Raw genomic sequence first — 15,462 nt, 5'->3', positions numbered from 1 at the left:
CGAGTCCAGCGTTTAATTAACTAAAATGGTAGGTTCCACAGACGGGAAAGTAACCTTTCCTTGAATAAGCCATTGTTTAGTAAAAGGTTCTACCTTTACAAACCAAGGGCCGACCATATCATCTGACAACGTTATGCTGTAACGTCCTTGAGCGTCAGAACTTACTGTTTGAATAAAGTCTTTATCTGCTAACGTTCGGTGGCTAAAGGTGATAGTTAGGGCAGGATAAACATCTAACTGGCCCTTATCAAAAATCACCGTGATGACATTGTTTTTCGACCTAACCGCTGCAGAGACTCCCAAGGCATTCGCCGCTTCTATCTTTGAAAGGTCGATATTAATCGCTTTGCCTTTCTTGTAGTAATCTTCAGCGACTAAAGAGACGGAGTTATTTGAGAAGATAAATAGGGTAGTGAAACTTGCTACTACAACACTTAACGGCAGAAAAATAAGAAACCACGGCCAAAACTGCTTATACCAAGGCTTAATCATAAAAGATCTCGACTAGTTTAGATTGGGTAATTTTAGAATAAGAAAAGCCCCAGGAACTGGGGCTAGATCTAGGTTTGAGTTATTGCTCGGAGTTACTTAGGCTCCATACATAGGAGGATACTAGCTGAACTTTTTCTTCACCTAGGATGTCTTTCCATGCTGGCATAACACCTTGACGACCATTTGCGACTGTAGCCGTAACATCTGCTCTTGTATCACCAAATAACCAAATATTATCGGTTAGATCCGGTGCACCAACAGCGGGGTTACCTTTACCATCTGTACCGTGACAAGCTGTACATACCACAAAGCGAGTTTTACCTGCCGCAGCTTCTCTGGCGTTTACACTACGTCCAGAAAGGCTAAGGGTATAAGTAACAACCTCTTTTACACCATCTTCGCCTAAAACATCATTCCAAGCTGGCATAGCACCAATACGACCATGCATGATGGTATTTACGATAGCTTGAGGTTCACCGCCATATAACCATGCGTTGTCCGCTAGGTTAGGGAAGCCAATTTGACCCCTTGCATCAGAACCATGACATTGTGAACAGTTTTGCAAGAATAGGCGTTGCCCAACTTTCAGCGCTTCAGGGTCCGCTGCAATTTCAGGGATTGAGCGTAGCTCACTGCCGCCGTCTTTGTAGGCTAAGCGGTTAAATGCTTCACCAAAATAGGTGTTTGCATCGTCCAACTCTTTCGCATACTCATCTAGCAGTTTGTTTTGCTGCGAGTTTTCAATCGACTTACGTGACTCGTCAATATTCATGACCGTTTGGTCAGAACTAGTCCAGCCTAAGAAGCCTTTAAAATTACCTAAACCTGGGAAAAGGGCTAGATAAATCGCGGCAAAAACAAAGGTACTGATAAACAGATAACTCCACCATTTAGGTAGTGGGTTATTGAGTTCACGAATACCATCGTATTCGTGTCCCATATCTTCGCCTTCCTCGACGCCCATTTTATCTTTTAAGCACCAAGCAAGCATCACTGCACATCCGATAAGTGTCGCGAATGTGATTACAATTATCCATATACTCCAAAAAGACGTCATTAGTTACTTACTCCTTTATCTGTCTTGGTCGAAGAGTCTTGCTCATCAGCAAAAACTAGATTTGCGTCTTCTTCAAAGCGTGATTTTCGGCTTTTACTAAATGCCCACCAAAACACGCCTAAGAAGCTTACAAAAACCGCAACAGTTAAGATGGAATGAAACGTAGCAATATTCATTTCTATCCTCCTTATTTCATTGCATGACCGAGAGATTGAAGGTAAGCAATCAATGCTTCCATCTCTGTTTTACCTTTAACTTCACCTTCTGCATTTGCAATCTGTTCATCGGTATATGGAACACCAAATTGATCGCGGAATACCGTTAGCTTTTTCTCGATGAGTTCACCATCAAGAACATTTTCAGCTAACCAAGGAAAAGCAGGCATATTGGACTCAGGAACCAAAGCTCTAGGGTCTAAAAGGTGTGCTCTATGCCAATCATCAGAATAACGACCACCAACACGAGCCAAATCAGGACCAGTTCGCTTAGAACCCCATAAGAATGGGTGTTCCCATACACTTTCACCAGCAACAGAGTAGTGACCATAACGTTCAGTTTCGGCACGGAATGGACGTATCATTTGGCTGTGACAAACATTACAGCCTTCACGAATATAAATATCTCGACCTTCCATTTGCAGAGCAGTGTAAGGACGAAGATTATCTACTGGTTCGTTTGTTTGTTTCTGGAACATTAGTGGAACGATCTCAACTAACGCACCAAGGCTGATTACACAGACGATTAGAATTGCCAACAAACCAACATTACGTTCAACCAGTTCGTGGCGATTATTTGAATTAGAACTCATTCATCAACCTCCTATGCCGGTTGCTCGATAGCTTTTAGGCTATCGTTAGGTGCAGAAATCGTTTTGTAAGCGTTATAAGCCATCAGGAACATACCTGAAAGGAAGATAAAGCCACCAATAAAACGAACAGTGTAGAACGGGTATGACGCTTGTACTGACTCAACAAAGCTGTATGTTAATGTGCCGTCAGCGTTAACTGCTCTCCACATCAAACCTTGCATTACACCAGAAATCCACATAGCGACGATATACAGAACGGTACCAATAGTTGCTAACCAGAAGTGAACATTGATCAAGCTAACTGAGTACATTCTTTCTTGGTTAAACAGTTTAGGAATTAGGTGATAAACCGAACCAATTGACACCATAGCAACCCAACCTAACGCACCAGAGTGAACGTGACCGATAGTCCAGTCAGTGTAGTGAGAAAGGGCGTTAACTGTCTTAATTGACATCATCGGGCCTTCGAAGGTAGACATACCATAGAAAGATAGAGAAACAATTAAGAAACGTAGAATAGGGTCGTAACGAAGTTTATGCCACGCGCCTGATAGCGTCATGATACCGTTAATCATGCCACCCCAAGAAGGTGCAAATAACACAAGCGACATAACCATGCCAAGAGACTGAGTCCAATCAGGTAGAGCAGTGTAATGTAGGTGGTGAGGACCCGCCCAAATATACAGTGCAATCAATGCCCAAAAGTGAACAATAGATAAGCGGTAAGAATATACCGGACGTTCAGCCTGTTTTGGTACAAAGTAGTACATCATACCTAAGAACCCAGCTGTTAACAGGAATCCTACGGCATTGTGTCCGTACCACCATTGAACCATTGCATCAACGGCTCCAGCATAGACAGAGTACGATTTACCCATAGAAACAGGAATCGCAAGACTATTCATAATATGAAGCACGGCAACGGTAAGTATAAATGCACCGAAGAACCAGTTTGCCACATATATATGGGAGGTTTTACGTTTTACTAAGGTTCCAAAAAACACCACAGCGTAAGCAACCCAAACAACTGCAATAGCAATATCAATTGGCCACTCTAACTCTGCGTATTCTTTACTTGTTGTATACCCTAAAGGAAGAGAAATAGCAGCGGACAATATAATTGCTTGCCATCCCCAAAATGTGAAGGGTACTAAGGCTCCACCAAACAATCTTGTTTGGCATGTACGTTGAACTACATAATAAGATGTTGCAAAAAGGGCGCTTGTTCCAAACGCAAAAATAACTGCGTTGGTATGTAGCGGGCGTAATCGACTATAGGTTAACCACGGCGTATCAAAGTTAAGCTGTGGCCAAACTAACTGAGCAGCAATCAATACCCCAACGGCCATACCAACAATACCCCATAGAATAGTAACTAAGGTGAATTGACGGACGACAGTATAGTTATAGTTGTGCTCAAGCTGTTGTACTTGGCTCATTTTTTATGCTTCCAATTTTCTTAATGACGACTTTATTTCTAATTTTCGACTTTACGTCGTAATACATTCCTCAGACTAACAAAACCGGCCCTTTAATGGGAAAATCCTATCAATGTACTGTTTGGAATGGTATTTTCATCGGACATAATAATGGATTTAACATTTTAATGACAACGAATTAACCTACATTTTTGATAACTGGGAAGATTTAATTCTAAAACTTTGAAGTTTGTTGCAGGAGACAGATAAATGGCTGCAGAAAAATTAACCAAAGCAAGACTAATACAACTCTTGGTTATGTTAGTGATATTGATAAGTGCCTTTACTTGGAGAACGATAAGTTATTCACAAATAAATACAAAATGTTATTTGCCTGAAGACTGTCATTTTGCTATGGGAAACAGAAACTATCTATTAGAGCGGCTTAATCAATCTGACAATGCGTTTACTTATTTGGTTACTCTAGATAAAGACGTCACAGTATCGGTGGAAGACGGGAATGCTAAAACAGAACGTGGTAACGATTATTTGAAAATCATGGCGCTTTCAACCCCCATAACCATCAAATTTGAACGGGATAACGAACATAGGAACATATTGATAAATAGACGAAATTAACATTTTCATAACCCGATACTTGGATAAACTTGATCTAATTCAATCTATTCACCAGTTGATTACAAAATTCCTACATATACGCTACGCTAAATACTCAAATAAAAATAAAATTTTAGTTATACGTCGTTGGAGAAAAATTTATGGATTGGCTAGGGAATCTATCTATTCGAAAAAAACTGCATGTTCTGGTTTTGGTGTCCGTTGCTATCATCATTTCCGTTAGCTTGTTTCAACTACTAGAACAGAAAAAAAGTTCGCTTGAAGAGCGCAAGACCAAGTTACAAGCTCAAGTAGAATCGGCAATGAGTCTAGCTGAACACTACTACAAGCAATCCAATGTGTTAGGAGAAGAAGAAGCAAAGAAACAGGCAATTTCTGCTATAAAATCGTTACGTTATGAAGGGAACAACTATTTTTGGATTACCAGCCCAAATAATGTTGTTGTTATGCATCCAATCAAAACTGAGCTGACAGGAAAAGATGCCTCTGGTTTTCAAGATGGCTCTGGAAAATACCACTGGCGAGAAATGGCAACCATTGGTAAAACGCAAGGGCAGGGCTTTCTCGCCTACTCTTGGAAAGCGCCTGATCAGCAAATTCTTGATAAAATTTCGTTCGTATCTTTAATGCCAGAATGGAACTGGATCATTGGTACCGGGTTGTTAGTCAGCGATATTAATCAAACGTTTATTTCTGATTTGATTATCGCCAGTTTTGCTATTGGCGTGGCTTTAATCGTGCTGGCCTTTTTTAGCTTTATGTTAGGCCGCAATATCGTGATGCCAATAGAGAAATTACTTGGCAAGGTGCATCAAATTTCTGACGGTGACTTAACCATTAGGCTTAAAACATCAAGAAAAGATGAAATTGGTGATATCTGCAGAGATATGAACACCATGTTGGAAAAGCTTCAAACCGCGTTTAATCTTGCTAATGATTCCGCCAACCAATCCACTGACCTTGTCAGTAATATTGCGTCATCGAGTGAGCAAAGTGCGGTTAGCATTCAATCCCAATATTCTCAGTTAGACTTATTATCTACCGCTATGAATCAGATGACGGCGGCAACAATAGAAGTCTCTAGAAACGCCGAACAAGCCTCTAATACTACCGATTCTGTTGCTACACAAGCCAAAAGTAGCAGTGAAGATATGGAGAAAACGGTGGAGAATATAGAAAGTGCCGATCAACAGATGGCTTTAACATCAGAGCTGGTCGAGCAGCTTAAAACAGGGGTGATGAGTATTTCCGAAGTGGTTAATGTCATCCAAAATATATCTGAACAGACTAACTTACTCGCATTGAATGCGGCAATTGAAGCGGCTAGAGCAGGGGAGCAAGGTAGAGGGTTTGCAGTGGTCGCCGATGAAGTAAGAAATTTGGCTTCGAGTACTAACGAATCCACTGAACAGATTCAAAACTCTATAGATACACTGACCAAAAGCGCTCTAGATGCGTCGAAAGCGGTGTTATTAAGCCGTGAAAAAGTTCAAAACTGTGTATCCAGTTCAGAAGAAACACGCGAAGAGTTAGCCCGCATGGTAGAACAACTGAATCAAGCTAATGATATGGTGACTCAAATTGCCTCATCTGCCGAAGAGCAAGGTGTTGTATCTAACGAAATCAATGAAAATGTAACCATCATCAACACCTCCGCTAACGAGATGAGTTGTGCGGCAACAAACTTAGCAGAACAAAGTCAGATATTGGTACAAACTTCATCTGATCTCAGCAATCATTTAAAATATTTTAAAGTTTAAGTGAGTGTCATGTAGAAGAGCCTTTATATGAAGGCTCTTTTCTCATTTTTTCAAGCCAGGCCGCATTCTAAAATATCCTATCAAATATTCTCCACTCCATAATTTCTCCATAATTTGCTGTTATAAATATTCACATGCTGAATCTATCTATAACCAAGACGATAAAACGTCCTCAATATGCTGGAAATATCGATAATGATGAGTTATTTCAACAATCAGAGTATTAAAACCAAAATGACGGTAATCGTTTCTATAATGTTATCGCTTACGCTCGTTGTGGCGTTTTTTGCTTATTATCAAATGCAGAAAATTAAGACTGAGCTTCACGGTATTGTTGAAGATGATATTCCGTTGACAGAGCTAACTACAACCATGACAACCAAGCAGTTAGAGGGTGCAATAATACTTGAAAAATCAATGAGAGTTGCTGGTTTGAAAGGAAGTTCAGAGGATAAGACGACCTATCATAAACAGTTCACTCAACTTAGTACGGAAATTGAACAAGAACTGGACGAAGTGGCAAGCATACTTAAACATGCGAGAGAAAACGCCAATACAGTCGAGTTGTTAAATGAAATCCAAGCATTGGAAAGTGGGTTAGAGCAATTAAAGAATGAACACAGTAGTTATCACTCTATTGCTGAAAGCTTATTAGTTAATATTGACCTAGGTAACGTGGAAGCGGCGGAAGAACAACTCAAAACGATCGAACATAATCAACAACTGTTTAATACTCACCTTGAAAACTTTCTGGTGAGCATTGAAAGTCTAACCAAAAACGCTTTGCTGCAAACAGAAGCGCATGAAATCGCAGCGGTAAAAGGTATGGTCATCGTTGGCGTGGTTAGTATTATCATCGGAGTTTTACTTGGGGGCCTCTTCGCTCGACGAATCGTACGTTCTTTACATGTTGCTGTAGACGCAGCGAAGCAAGTCGCCAACGGTGATTTCAATGTTTCAATCCATAGTAATAGTAAAGACGAAATTGGTGTTCTGTTAGAGAACATCAACGTTATGGCCAGAAGATTAGACGCTACCATTAGTAAAGTACTGTTCTCAAGTGAACAGATAACTAGCGTCGCACAAGATATTGCGGCGGCTACTGAACAAACGAATCAAGCCATTCAGTCTCAACAAATTAATACCGATGGTGTCGCTTCCGCTATGATGGAGATGACAACAACCGTTCAACAGGTTGCCGACAGCACTATACAAGCATCAACTACTGCGGGATTAGCTAAGCGTGAAGTTTCGTTAGGCAGCGACGTTGTTTCGTCAAATTCAAATGAGATAAATACGCTGGTTTCCCAAATTCAGTTCTCTTCAAATAAAGTTCAATCTGTTAGTAACGAAAGCAATGCTATTAGTGGGTTTGTGAAAAGCATCAGTGAAATCGCAGACCAAACAAATTTGCTTGCCCTTAATGCCGCAATTGAGGCTGCTAGAGCTGGCGAAGCAGGACGAGGATTTTCAGTTGTGGCGGAAGAGGTAAGAAATCTTTCTCAGCGGACTCAAGCGACAACTTCCGATATTCATCGTTTAATCGCTGATCTTCAGGACAAAGCGACACAAGCTGTGCAAGCGATAGATCAAAGTAGGCATATGGTCGATAGCAGTGCTGATAATGCCAAAAAGGCGAGCGGCTCTCTAAATATTATTGATAAATCAGTGGATGATGTTAACTGTATGAACATGGAAATTGCTACCGCTTGTGAGCAACAAGCTGCGACAGCAGAAGAAATAAACCAAAGTATCGTGAGTATCAGCCAATCCGGGCTAGAGGTACTTGGTGGTTCAACTCTTACTGCTCAATCGAGTGAACACTTGGCTAATTTAGCCGAAGATTTACGTTCGTTAATGGGACAATTTAAAGTCAGTCGAGCTATTTAAATTTCCATAGTTCTATAAGAAAGATAACCCGTTAAAAATATCCACTCTTTTTTAGCGGGAAACAAGACGTCTCAATTATCATCGTTATGTCGTAGCCGCTATAATTTTGACCACGTGGATTATCGTAGCAACATAGATTGTGGTAACGAAATAATGTTAAGTCCGTATCCCTATACATTTATAGGTGTAAAATGAAGAAGTAGATAACAATTAAAAGGCCTCTATGCGTATCTCACTGTTTCAAAAGTTATTTGTAGCTTTGTTACTCAGTAGCACACTGGTTATTGCTACCATGGCGGTACTGGTTAACTCGAGTTTTAAAGAGGGGTTTCAGCAATATCTTAACCAAGAAGAGCTAACCAAGGCGAAAACGTTGGCTGCTCGGGTAAGTGATTATTATTCTGAAACATACGGCTGGCATCGACTAGAAGTGGCCCCCCATATTTGGGCAGGATTACTACAACAACTTGGCGAAGTTCCTCCTCCGAGAGATAAGCGGCGCCCTACAGGAGCGTTACTACCAAAACAATCCATAATGGCACCATTGAGTGTACGACTTAACTTATTGGATGCCGATGGAAACGTACTACTCGGGCCACCTGATAATCTCAGTTCTATCGATGGCATGAACAGTGTTACGCTGGATATTACTAAAAATGGACAGGTTATAGGCTATGTAACCGTTGTTCAGAGTGAATCTCTTACCAACTCATTGGCAGAGAGTTTTCTTCATTCGCAAACTAAACATATTATCACCATCAGTTTTGCCACCATTATGTTAAGTCTGCTGTTCGCCGTTGTTTGTGTTCGATATTTATTAACACCTTTGCGGGCATTACACCAAGGCGCAAATGCTGTCCGGGACGGTAACTTAGATTATCAGATTGAGCATCGAAATAACGATGAGATAGCTGATGTAATAAGCGCATTCAACCTACTGGTTAAATCACTAAAAAACCAAGAAGAACTGCGTGAACGTTGGCTCTCTGATATTTCACATGAACTTCGTACCCCTTTAGCAGTATTGCGAGGGGAGTTAGAAGCACTGCAAGATGGTATTAGAAAACCAGAGCCAACTTACATAGAATCCCTTCATCAACAGGTTCTCACTCTTATTCAGTTAGTTGAGGATTTGCGTTCAGCAAGCAAGGCGGAAATTCAGTTACAGATAAACCTTCAGAAGGTCAGTATTAAAGATGTCGTTGAGAACGCCCTTGCCAGTCACATTAACCGCTTTGAAAGTAAGAACCTTGACCTGAGCTGTGATTTACACTCTTGTGACGCTTTTATTCAGGGAGATAAGCAAAAATTGACCCAAGTTCTGAACAATCTATTAGAAAACAGCTATCGTTATACGGATGAGGGAGGAGAAGTGCATATCCACACTTCCCAATACGACAATAACGTTTTGATTATTGTTGAAGATAGTGCACCTGGTGTACCTAATGAAGCGCTGCCGAAGCTGTTTGAACGATTATATCGTGTAGATCAGTCCCGTAGCCGAGAATTTGGTGGCTCTGGTTTAGGGCTTTCGATTTGCCTAGGAATTATCCAAGCACATGCTGGAACAGCGCAAGTTGAGAAGTCTCAGTTAGGTGGCCTTAAAGTTACAATACAATTACCTTTAACGTAATGATAAACATACCAAAATTAAATGCATATAAGGAAAGCAATGATACTGATTGTTGAAGATGAACCGTCATTGTCTCAGCTAGTGTCTGATTACTTGACTCACAATGGATACCAAACTTTCATTATTGATGATGGTGCGAAAGTTATCGATTGGGTCAAGGAAAACTCCCCGGCACTCATTTTGCTCGACTTGATGTTACCGAATCGAGATGGACTCGATATTTATCGTGAACTAAGAACGTTCAGTAATGTGCCAGTAATAATGGCAACCGCTAAAGTTGATGAAATTGATCGTTTATTAGGGTTAGAGCTTGGAGCGGATGATTATGTCTGTAAGCCATACAGTCCAAGAGAGTTAGTTGCAAGAGTAAAAAACGTACTACGTCGTTTTCAAAACGCAGAACAGCTCCCCTTTAACCAAGAATGTTCTGCTCATCCGATAAAAGTAGATGACCTGAAAATGCAGGCTTGGATTGATGAGAGTCCTTTACCACTCACGCCTGCTGAATTTCAATTACTAGGGTATTTTTATAATCATGCTGGACAAGTGTTTAGCCGTGATCAGCTAATGGATCAGATCTATAACGATGGCCGAGTTGTCACCGACCGAACAATAGATAGCCATATTAAAAATCTTCGCAAAAAAATCCTTAGTGTGAATGAGCAATACGACTGGATTAAATCGGTTTACGGTGTCGGTTATCGGTTTGAAATAGAGTAAAAACGGTTTGAGATAAAGTAAAAGCGATTTGGCATACAAAGATTCAGTTATCCTAATTGCACCTCCTTATTTTCTCCATATTAGCTACACATTTTCAGCTCATAGTTAACAGAACAAAAGATATCCTATAACGAGGAAAACTATGAGTCATACTATAAATTCAAACACCCAACATTCATTACCGCGCTTTTCAATACTTGCATCAGTTATGGCTTTAATGTGGGGCAGTGGGGTTTCTGCGACAGAATCCCCTTACCGTTACACCATAGTTGATACAAATCAGACACAGTGCTCAGACACCTCAAATGTTCTAAATCAATGCGCTATGGCGGGTAAGCAGGGCGCAGGTCAAGATGCTCAATATCAAGGCTATTCCCCAAGCTACACCTTAAATAATGACGGAACAGTGCTCGACAACAACACTGGGCTACAATGGGCACAAACAACAGATATTAACGGTGATGGCAATATAACTGCTGCTGATAAGGTGAGTTATAATGAAGGACAACTGTATGCCGCGTCCCTAGAACTTGGTGGCCATAGCGATTGGCGTGTTCCTACGATCAAAGAACTCTATTCATTGATGATGTTTGATGGCGAAGATCCTAGTGGCATTAATGGAGCAGGGACGTACACGATCCGACCTTTCATCGATCACTCTATGTTTGCGTTTGAGTCAGGAGATTTAGATGCCGGTGAACGACTGATTGATTCCCAATATCTAAGCAGCACCAAATATGTTTCAACCACCATGAATGGAGATGAGACCATTTTTGGGGTTAATTTTATTGATGGCCGAATTAAAGGGTATGGCGCTACCTCTCCTCGTGGTGGTGATAAGACGTTTTACCTATTAACTGTTCGGGGCAACACAGATTATGGCATTAACCAATTTGTTGATAATGGTAATAAAACCGTTAATGATAAAGCAACAGGATTGACATGGCAGCAAGGTGATAGTGAACACGGTATGGAGTGGTTTTCTGCTCTGGAATATTGTGAAAACTTAGAATTAGCTGGCAGCAATGACTGGCGTTTACCGAATGCAAAAGAACTGCAGTCCATCGTTGATTACACTAAATCACCGGATACCAGCAATAGTGCAGCCATAGATTCGAGTTTTTCGGTGACGAGCATAATCAATGAAGGCGAAAAAATTGATTATCCCAACTATTGGAGTAGCACCACTCATCAAAACCTCAAAAACAGCAAGAATGCGTCGTATATCGCTTTTGGCCGTTCACTTGGTTACATGAATAACCAATGGGTAGATGTTCATGGGGCGGGAGCGCAGCGAAGTGACCCTAAAACCTATGCAGGGCAAGATTATCCACAAGGCCATGGTCCGCAAGGTGATGCTGTTCGTTATAAAAACTATGTGCGTTGCGTGACGGATAGCAATACTCAATTTATCGAAAACCCAAGTCAAATTGAACGTGATAGTAAACAGTATGTACTGGATGGAACAGAAGCGGGCATGGATATGAAAGTGCAGGGCGGAATGAAGCCTGCCGTCAAAGAATTTGGTGACTCGGAACGCCTAAAACCGCAAGACCAGCGTGGTAATCCGATGATCAATATGGATAGAAATGGCGACGGCAAACTATCAAAGTCTGAAGTGCAAGGACCACTGAAAAATGATTTCAACCGCATTGACAAAAACGGGGACGGTTATATCACAGAAGATGAACTTCCAGAGCCGCCAAAACGCAGAAAAAAATAACTCGTGTAGTGATTAACTTATAGAGATAGGGAATGAAGCTTATCATTCCCTTGCTATTTCTCAATCCAGATACGCATAGTGAGCTACATTAAGAGATTATGTCACTACATGCTCACAAGCAGCTCTTCCTTTCGTAAATCCAAAAGTTGTAATTCTATTTCTTCCCTAATAGTAAATAATTCCGTAAAGCACTAGAGCAACATAGAACAGTCATATTAAGAACAAGAGAAGTGGTTCGATAGGAGTCCTGAAAAGTTTGTTGGTAAAGAATGTAGAATTAAAATTACTCTCTCAAAATCTGAGAATGAAAAAGAGAATGTTGTTGAAAGTATTAAAGTAATATCTGGTGATCATGAACTATGCGAACAATCAGTTATTGCAATAGAACAAGTTGAAGTACTTCCGGCACCAAAAAATCAAAAGGTAAGGGATTCATTACTTGATATAAACCTTACGTTGTCACCTTAGTTTTTTTAAAGGCCATATCTAAGGCTCAAAATTACCATTTTGAGACACATAAACATGAAGAAAACACTACTATGCCTTTGTGCAGTGAGTCTATTACAAGCATGTGCTAATAAACCACAATATGTTGCAGTAGATAATGCAACTTACTCTATACATGATCTTCCTGAACCTACTGGTGAAGGAGCACTCGTCATCGGGTTAGAGCCAAGAACAGAAACAAATTTATATAATTGTCAAAACGTTGAAATAACAGTGAAAGAAATGATAGCAGGAGGAGGATTTAGTGACGAACCAATTATCCTTGGATTTCAGCCCAATAAAGTTAATTCTTACGTTATTTTTCATTCAATTAAACCCGGCTTCTATGTTACAAATCAAATAAGGTGTGTTACTTCCAACGGTTCAATATATGATGAAACACGAATTATCAATGCCGTCGCAAAAATGAATATAAAAAGCGACAAAATTACAGCCTCTCATAATATATATGAAGAAAAAATCCTTTCAGATAGGACAACGTTACCGAGATTTGACTATGGGGATGGTGGAAAGATAGAGGACATGTTAAATGCAGACTTAAAGAAAAAAACAAATGGAACGTCTTGGCAGACTAACTTTTATGGTTTTTGATACTTAGTCAAACAATGCGAATCATGTTTGTTTAAAGCCCACCACAGACGGTTTTCTAAATTACAGCTCAGCGATGTGGGTTAGAGTTTCAGGGTGACGTTGTACTAATTTTAAAAGCGTCACAGCTTGTCCATTAGGTGCGCTACGCCCTTGTTCCCAGTTTTCTAACGTTCTTGATGATGTATGAAGTAAACGAGCAAATACACCGCGAGACATATTGAACTGCTCTCGGATATTAACGATTTCATCAGGTGAAATATCAAGAGCGCTTGTTTCACTAACTTGGTGGGTTTTCAGAGTAAGTTTTCCCTCTGAGTGCTCTTTTGCTTCTACAAGAGCTGAGCTTAATTCTGAAAATAAGTCACGATTGCTCATAACGCCACGCCTCCATAAAACCTTTTAACTGCTTCTTTTGGTCTGTCGTTAGATCCGACATTTCAGTTTTACCGTATATAGTAAGTAAATAGAAACGTCTATTCTCATCAAGGAAGTAATAGATAACACGAGATCCACCGCGTTTTCCCTTACCTTTACTTGCGACTCGAATCTTACGCAAACCACCTGTACCTTGAATCACATCACCTTGTTTAGGGTTGGACATAAGTTCCGCTTGAAACAGCCGAAACTCCTCATCACTAAGGTACTCATTTCGGTACTTTTCAAATATGGTTGATTCAACAAATACACTTTTCATAGGACAAGTGTACGCAATTAGCGTATAGAATGCAAAGTAGATAAATGTTATCAAAAAGACAGGGTAGCAAGCATAGTTGGTATTAATTTATATCAATATACAGCCATGTTTTACTCCGTATCGGCATTCCAGCCCTTGGAACTAAAACTCGATCGCAGCATGGCAACAGTAGTTTTTGTGGTTATCGTCAGTGCGCTTTTAATCAAACTAATTAAAAATTAAATAGGCAGGTCCGCAAAACAAGCAGAGCGAAAAGGCGGGAACGCGACCAAACGCAAATGGAAAACAAACAAGAAGTTTGCTGCAGCCATGAGAAAGAAACTCAGTGCTGCTGGTAAAAAAGCGCGAAGATTCACAAAACTCAGAAGAAAAAACAAGCCCCATTAAATTTGATGATTTTGAGCAGTAGACCTGCAAGAGCAGGCTAAAAACTCAAATCAGAGGTAATGTTATTTACAACGCAAAATCAAAGGGTTGATTCAAGACTGATAGAGGGGCGAGGCAATCACATCCCGTCACAAATCCTATTTAACATAATATACCTAATGCGAACTTGTAGGTAGGAGAACAATTTAACGATATCTGAACTAAAATACCAATCTAGATTCGTACGCTCCACTAAATCTAGACACTAAAAAACCCACAACTGTGGGCTTTGTTTGTTAATTGTTCTGTAATCCTAATGAGCTTTCTTATTGCCTTTACTTGAAAAACCTTGATGAGGAAACACGTTTCGGATTCTTTGCTGCGTTTTATGAGGAACTGACTTAGAAAACTTTATTTTTGCTCCTGAACGCGTCATGTAGACCTTTACAGTTCCTGAAAATGGCGTTTTATGTGCTATTTCACGACAGTTATGGCCAAAGCCATGTGGTAGATTACCTTTATGCTTAATTAACTCACCATCCTTAAAATCCATTTTTAAGATAGGCCTATCTACTGCAACCAGCCAAAATACAACTAGAGCACCCGCAATAATTACATACATCATAAAGCTTCTCCTTTTGGTTACTCGCCAAGTAACTTACTTAAATCTTGTTTTAAGCTGCTGACTCTTTTTGCTGCCTTTTCTGTACGAGATGCTTCACTTAATAAATACTCGATAGCATCAGAAAGTGTACATCCTAACTCATTGGCCTGATTAGATAACTTTTCCCATACTCGATAATCTAGATCGATAGATTTCTTTTTTGTATGAACTTGTTCAGCGTTAAAATGCCTTTTTCTTTTGGCTCTAATGGCTTGTTTAAGCTTGTTTTCAAGCTCGGGAGCCATATTATGTTCAATCCAATCAATAACTTTAACTGGTTCATACTCAATTTCGACTAATTGCGCGACAGCCAGTTCGATATCACTGCTATCAATATACTTGGTGATCTGTTCACCGTCTTTCCATTTTTTAATTAAGTATTGCCATTTCCAGCCACACTCTAAGTTTTCAAGTTGTTGGTATTTCATACTATTTTCCATAGCTCAACATGGTGACAGCGTAACCCATCATCTAGGTGCGTACAATTATTTTTTATTGCT

At 40.1% G+C, this 15,462-nt stretch carries 16 protein-coding genes; 7 read left to right on the top strand and 9 right to left on the bottom strand.

The annotated features are described in order from the left end of the window. Positions 1–12 precede the first annotated feature (12 nt). From F0227_RS04410 to ccoN, 5 genes are all read right to left on the bottom strand, one after another. Positions 13–492 carry a FixH family protein gene (locus F0227_RS04410; protein ID WP_171751966.1) on the bottom strand — a complete coding sequence of 160 codons (480 nt, stop codon included), beginning with the start codon at positions 490–492 and terminating at the stop codon, positions 13–15. Between the two features lie 79 nt (positions 493–571). Then, positions 572–1,549, bottom strand: coding sequence for a cytochrome-c oxidase, cbb3-type subunit III (gene ccoP / locus F0227_RS04405; RefSeq protein WP_171751965.1), 978 nt, complete (start codon positions 1,547–1,549; stop codon positions 572–574). After that, positions 1,549–1,725, bottom strand: a complete 177-nt coding sequence (locus tag F0227_RS04400; RefSeq protein ID WP_171751964.1) for a CcoQ/FixQ family Cbb3-type cytochrome c oxidase assembly chaperone — start codon at positions 1,723–1,725, stop codon at positions 1,549–1,551. Before F0227_RS04400 ends, ccoP begins: the two co-directional genes overlap by 1 nt. Positions 1,726–1,736: 11 nt before the next feature. Continuing rightward, on the bottom strand, positions 1,737–2,357 hold the full coding sequence (gene ccoO / locus F0227_RS04395) for a cytochrome-c oxidase, cbb3-type subunit II (protein WP_171751963.1): 621 nt from the start codon (positions 2,355–2,357) through the stop codon (positions 1,737–1,739). 11 nt (positions 2,358–2,368) lie between these two features. Next, positions 2,369–3,796 carry a cytochrome-c oxidase, cbb3-type subunit I gene (gene ccoN, locus F0227_RS04390; protein ID WP_171751962.1) on the bottom strand — a complete coding sequence of 476 codons (1,428 nt, stop codon included), beginning with the start codon at positions 3,794–3,796 and terminating at the stop codon, positions 2,369–2,371. A gap of 249 nt (positions 3,797–4,045) precedes the next feature. Between ccoN and F0227_RS04385 the strand changes: the two genes are divergently transcribed. The 7 genes from F0227_RS04385 to F0227_RS04350 all read left to right on the top strand — a co-directional run bounded on the left by F0227_RS04385 (position 4,046) and on the right by F0227_RS04350 (position 13,238). Beyond that, on the top strand, positions 4,046–4,414 hold the full coding sequence (locus F0227_RS04385) for a hypothetical protein (RefSeq protein ID WP_171751922.1): 369 nt from the start codon (positions 4,046–4,048) through the stop codon (positions 4,412–4,414). Positions 4,415–4,554: 140 nt separating this feature from the next. Next, positions 4,555–6,174, top strand: coding sequence for a methyl-accepting chemotaxis protein (locus F0227_RS04380; protein ID WP_171751961.1), 1,620 nt, complete (start codon positions 4,555–4,557; stop codon positions 6,172–6,174). A gap of 195 nt (positions 6,175–6,369) precedes the next feature. Next, positions 6,370–8,064, top strand: a complete 1,695-nt coding sequence (locus tag F0227_RS04375) for a methyl-accepting chemotaxis protein (protein WP_171751960.1) — start codon at positions 6,370–6,372, stop codon at positions 8,062–8,064. Positions 8,065–8,287: 223 nt separating this feature from the next. Then, a complete protein-coding gene (locus F0227_RS04370) occupies positions 8,288–9,697 on the top strand; it encodes an ATP-binding protein (RefSeq protein WP_171751959.1) in 1,410 nt (469 codons plus the stop codon). 39 nt (positions 9,698–9,736) lie between these two features. Then, the gene (locus F0227_RS04365) at positions 9,737–10,417 is read left to right on the top strand and encodes a response regulator (protein ID WP_171751958.1); all 681 of its coding nucleotides are present in this window, start codon (positions 9,737–9,739) and stop codon (positions 10,415–10,417) included. 142 nt (positions 10,418–10,559) lie between these two features. Further along, a complete protein-coding gene (locus F0227_RS04360; protein ID WP_253822036.1) occupies positions 10,560–12,140 on the top strand; it encodes a DUF1566 domain-containing protein in 1,581 nt (526 codons plus the stop codon). Between the two features lie 522 nt (positions 12,141–12,662). After that, a complete protein-coding gene (locus F0227_RS04350) occupies positions 12,663–13,238 on the top strand; it encodes a hypothetical protein (RefSeq protein WP_171751957.1) in 576 nt (191 codons plus the stop codon). Between the two features lie 60 nt (positions 13,239–13,298). Here the strand turns inward: F0227_RS04350 and F0227_RS04345 are convergent, their stop codons facing one another. The 4 genes from F0227_RS04345 to matP all read right to left on the bottom strand — a co-directional run bounded on the left by F0227_RS04345 (position 13,299) and on the right by matP (position 15,390). Beyond that, positions 13,299–13,613 carry a type II toxin-antitoxin system MqsA family antitoxin gene (locus F0227_RS04345; protein WP_171751956.1) on the bottom strand — a complete coding sequence of 105 codons (315 nt, stop codon included), beginning with the start codon at positions 13,611–13,613 and terminating at the stop codon, positions 13,299–13,301. Continuing rightward, positions 13,600–13,932 (bottom strand): type II toxin-antitoxin system RelE/ParE family toxin, encoded by a 333-nt coding sequence (locus tag F0227_RS04340; RefSeq protein WP_171751955.1) that lies wholly within the window; start codon positions 13,930–13,932, stop codon positions 13,600–13,602. The genes F0227_RS04345 and F0227_RS04340 overlap by 14 nt, the downstream gene beginning before the upstream one ends. Before the next feature lie 679 nt (positions 13,933–14,611). Further along, positions 14,612–14,923: a DUF3634 family protein gene (locus F0227_RS04335; protein WP_171751954.1), complete on the bottom strand. Its 312-nt coding sequence runs from the start codon at positions 14,921–14,923 to the stop codon at positions 14,612–14,614. 17 nt (positions 14,924–14,940) lie between these two features. Beyond that, complete coding sequence (matP, locus tag F0227_RS04330; RefSeq protein WP_171751953.1) at positions 14,941–15,390, bottom strand: macrodomain Ter protein MatP; 450 nt, start codon at positions 15,388–15,390, stop codon at positions 14,941–14,943. Positions 15,391–15,462 lie beyond the last annotated feature (72 nt).

The organism is Vibrio sp. 99-8-1, assembly GCF_013114595.1.
Classification (GTDB): domain Bacteria; phylum Pseudomonadota; class Gammaproteobacteria; order Enterobacterales; family Vibrionaceae; genus Vibrio.
Note: the sequence above shows the minus strand (reverse complement) of the source record. Positions and strands in the feature narration are given on the sequence as shown.

What these genes read in the sequence shown, in the direction of transcription:
- F0227_RS04370 (WP_171751959.1), top strand. Translation starts at nt 8,288, where the DNA reads ATGCGTATCTCACTGTTTCAAAAGTTATTTGTAGCTTTGTTACTCAGT.
- F0227_RS04380 (WP_171751961.1), top strand. Translation starts at nt 4,555, where the DNA reads ATGGATTGGCTAGGGAATCTATCTATTCGAAAAAAACTGCATGTTCTG.
- matP (WP_171751953.1), bottom strand. Translation starts at nt 15,390, where the DNA reads ATGAAATACCAACAACTTGAAAACTTAGAGTGTGGCTGGAAATGGCAA.
- F0227_RS04410 (WP_171751966.1), bottom strand. Translation starts at nt 492, where the DNA reads ATGATTAAGCCTTGGTATAAGCAGTTTTGGCCGTGGTTTCTTATTTTT.
- F0227_RS04400 (WP_171751964.1), bottom strand. Translation starts at nt 1,725, where the DNA reads ATGAATATTGCTACGTTTCATTCCATCTTAACTGTTGCGGTTTTTGTA.
- F0227_RS04350 (WP_171751957.1), top strand. Translation starts at nt 12,663, where the DNA reads ATGAAGAAAACACTACTATGCCTTTGTGCAGTGAGTCTATTACAAGCA.
- F0227_RS04375 (WP_171751960.1), top strand. Translation starts at nt 6,370, where the DNA reads ATGATGAGTTATTTCAACAATCAGAGTATTAAAACCAAAATGACGGTA.
- ccoO (WP_171751963.1), bottom strand. Translation starts at nt 2,357, where the DNA reads ATGAGTTCTAATTCAAATAATCGCCACGAACTGGTTGAACGTAATGTT.
- ccoN (WP_171751962.1), bottom strand. Translation starts at nt 3,796, where the DNA reads ATGAGCCAAGTACAACAGCTTGAGCACAACTATAACTATACTGTCGTC.
- F0227_RS04335 (WP_171751954.1), bottom strand. Translation starts at nt 14,923, where the DNA reads ATGATGTATGTAATTATTGCGGGTGCTCTAGTTGTATTTTGGCTGGTT.
- F0227_RS04385 (WP_171751922.1), top strand. Translation starts at nt 4,046, where the DNA reads ATGGCTGCAGAAAAATTAACCAAAGCAAGACTAATACAACTCTTGGTT.
- ccoP (WP_171751965.1), bottom strand. Translation starts at nt 1,549, where the DNA reads ATGACGTCTTTTTGGAGTATATGGATAATTGTAATCACATTCGCGACA.
- F0227_RS04360 (WP_253822036.1), top strand. Translation starts at nt 10,560, where the DNA reads ATGAGTCATACTATAAATTCAAACACCCAACATTCATTACCGCGCTTT.
- F0227_RS04345 (WP_171751956.1), bottom strand. Translation starts at nt 13,613, where the DNA reads ATGAGCAATCGTGACTTATTTTCAGAATTAAGCTCAGCTCTTGTAGAA.
- F0227_RS04340 (WP_171751955.1), bottom strand. Translation starts at nt 13,932, where the DNA reads ATGAAAAGTGTATTTGTTGAATCAACCATATTTGAAAAGTACCGAAAT.
- F0227_RS04365 (WP_171751958.1), top strand. Translation starts at nt 9,737, where the DNA reads ATGATACTGATTGTTGAAGATGAACCGTCATTGTCTCAGCTAGTGTCT.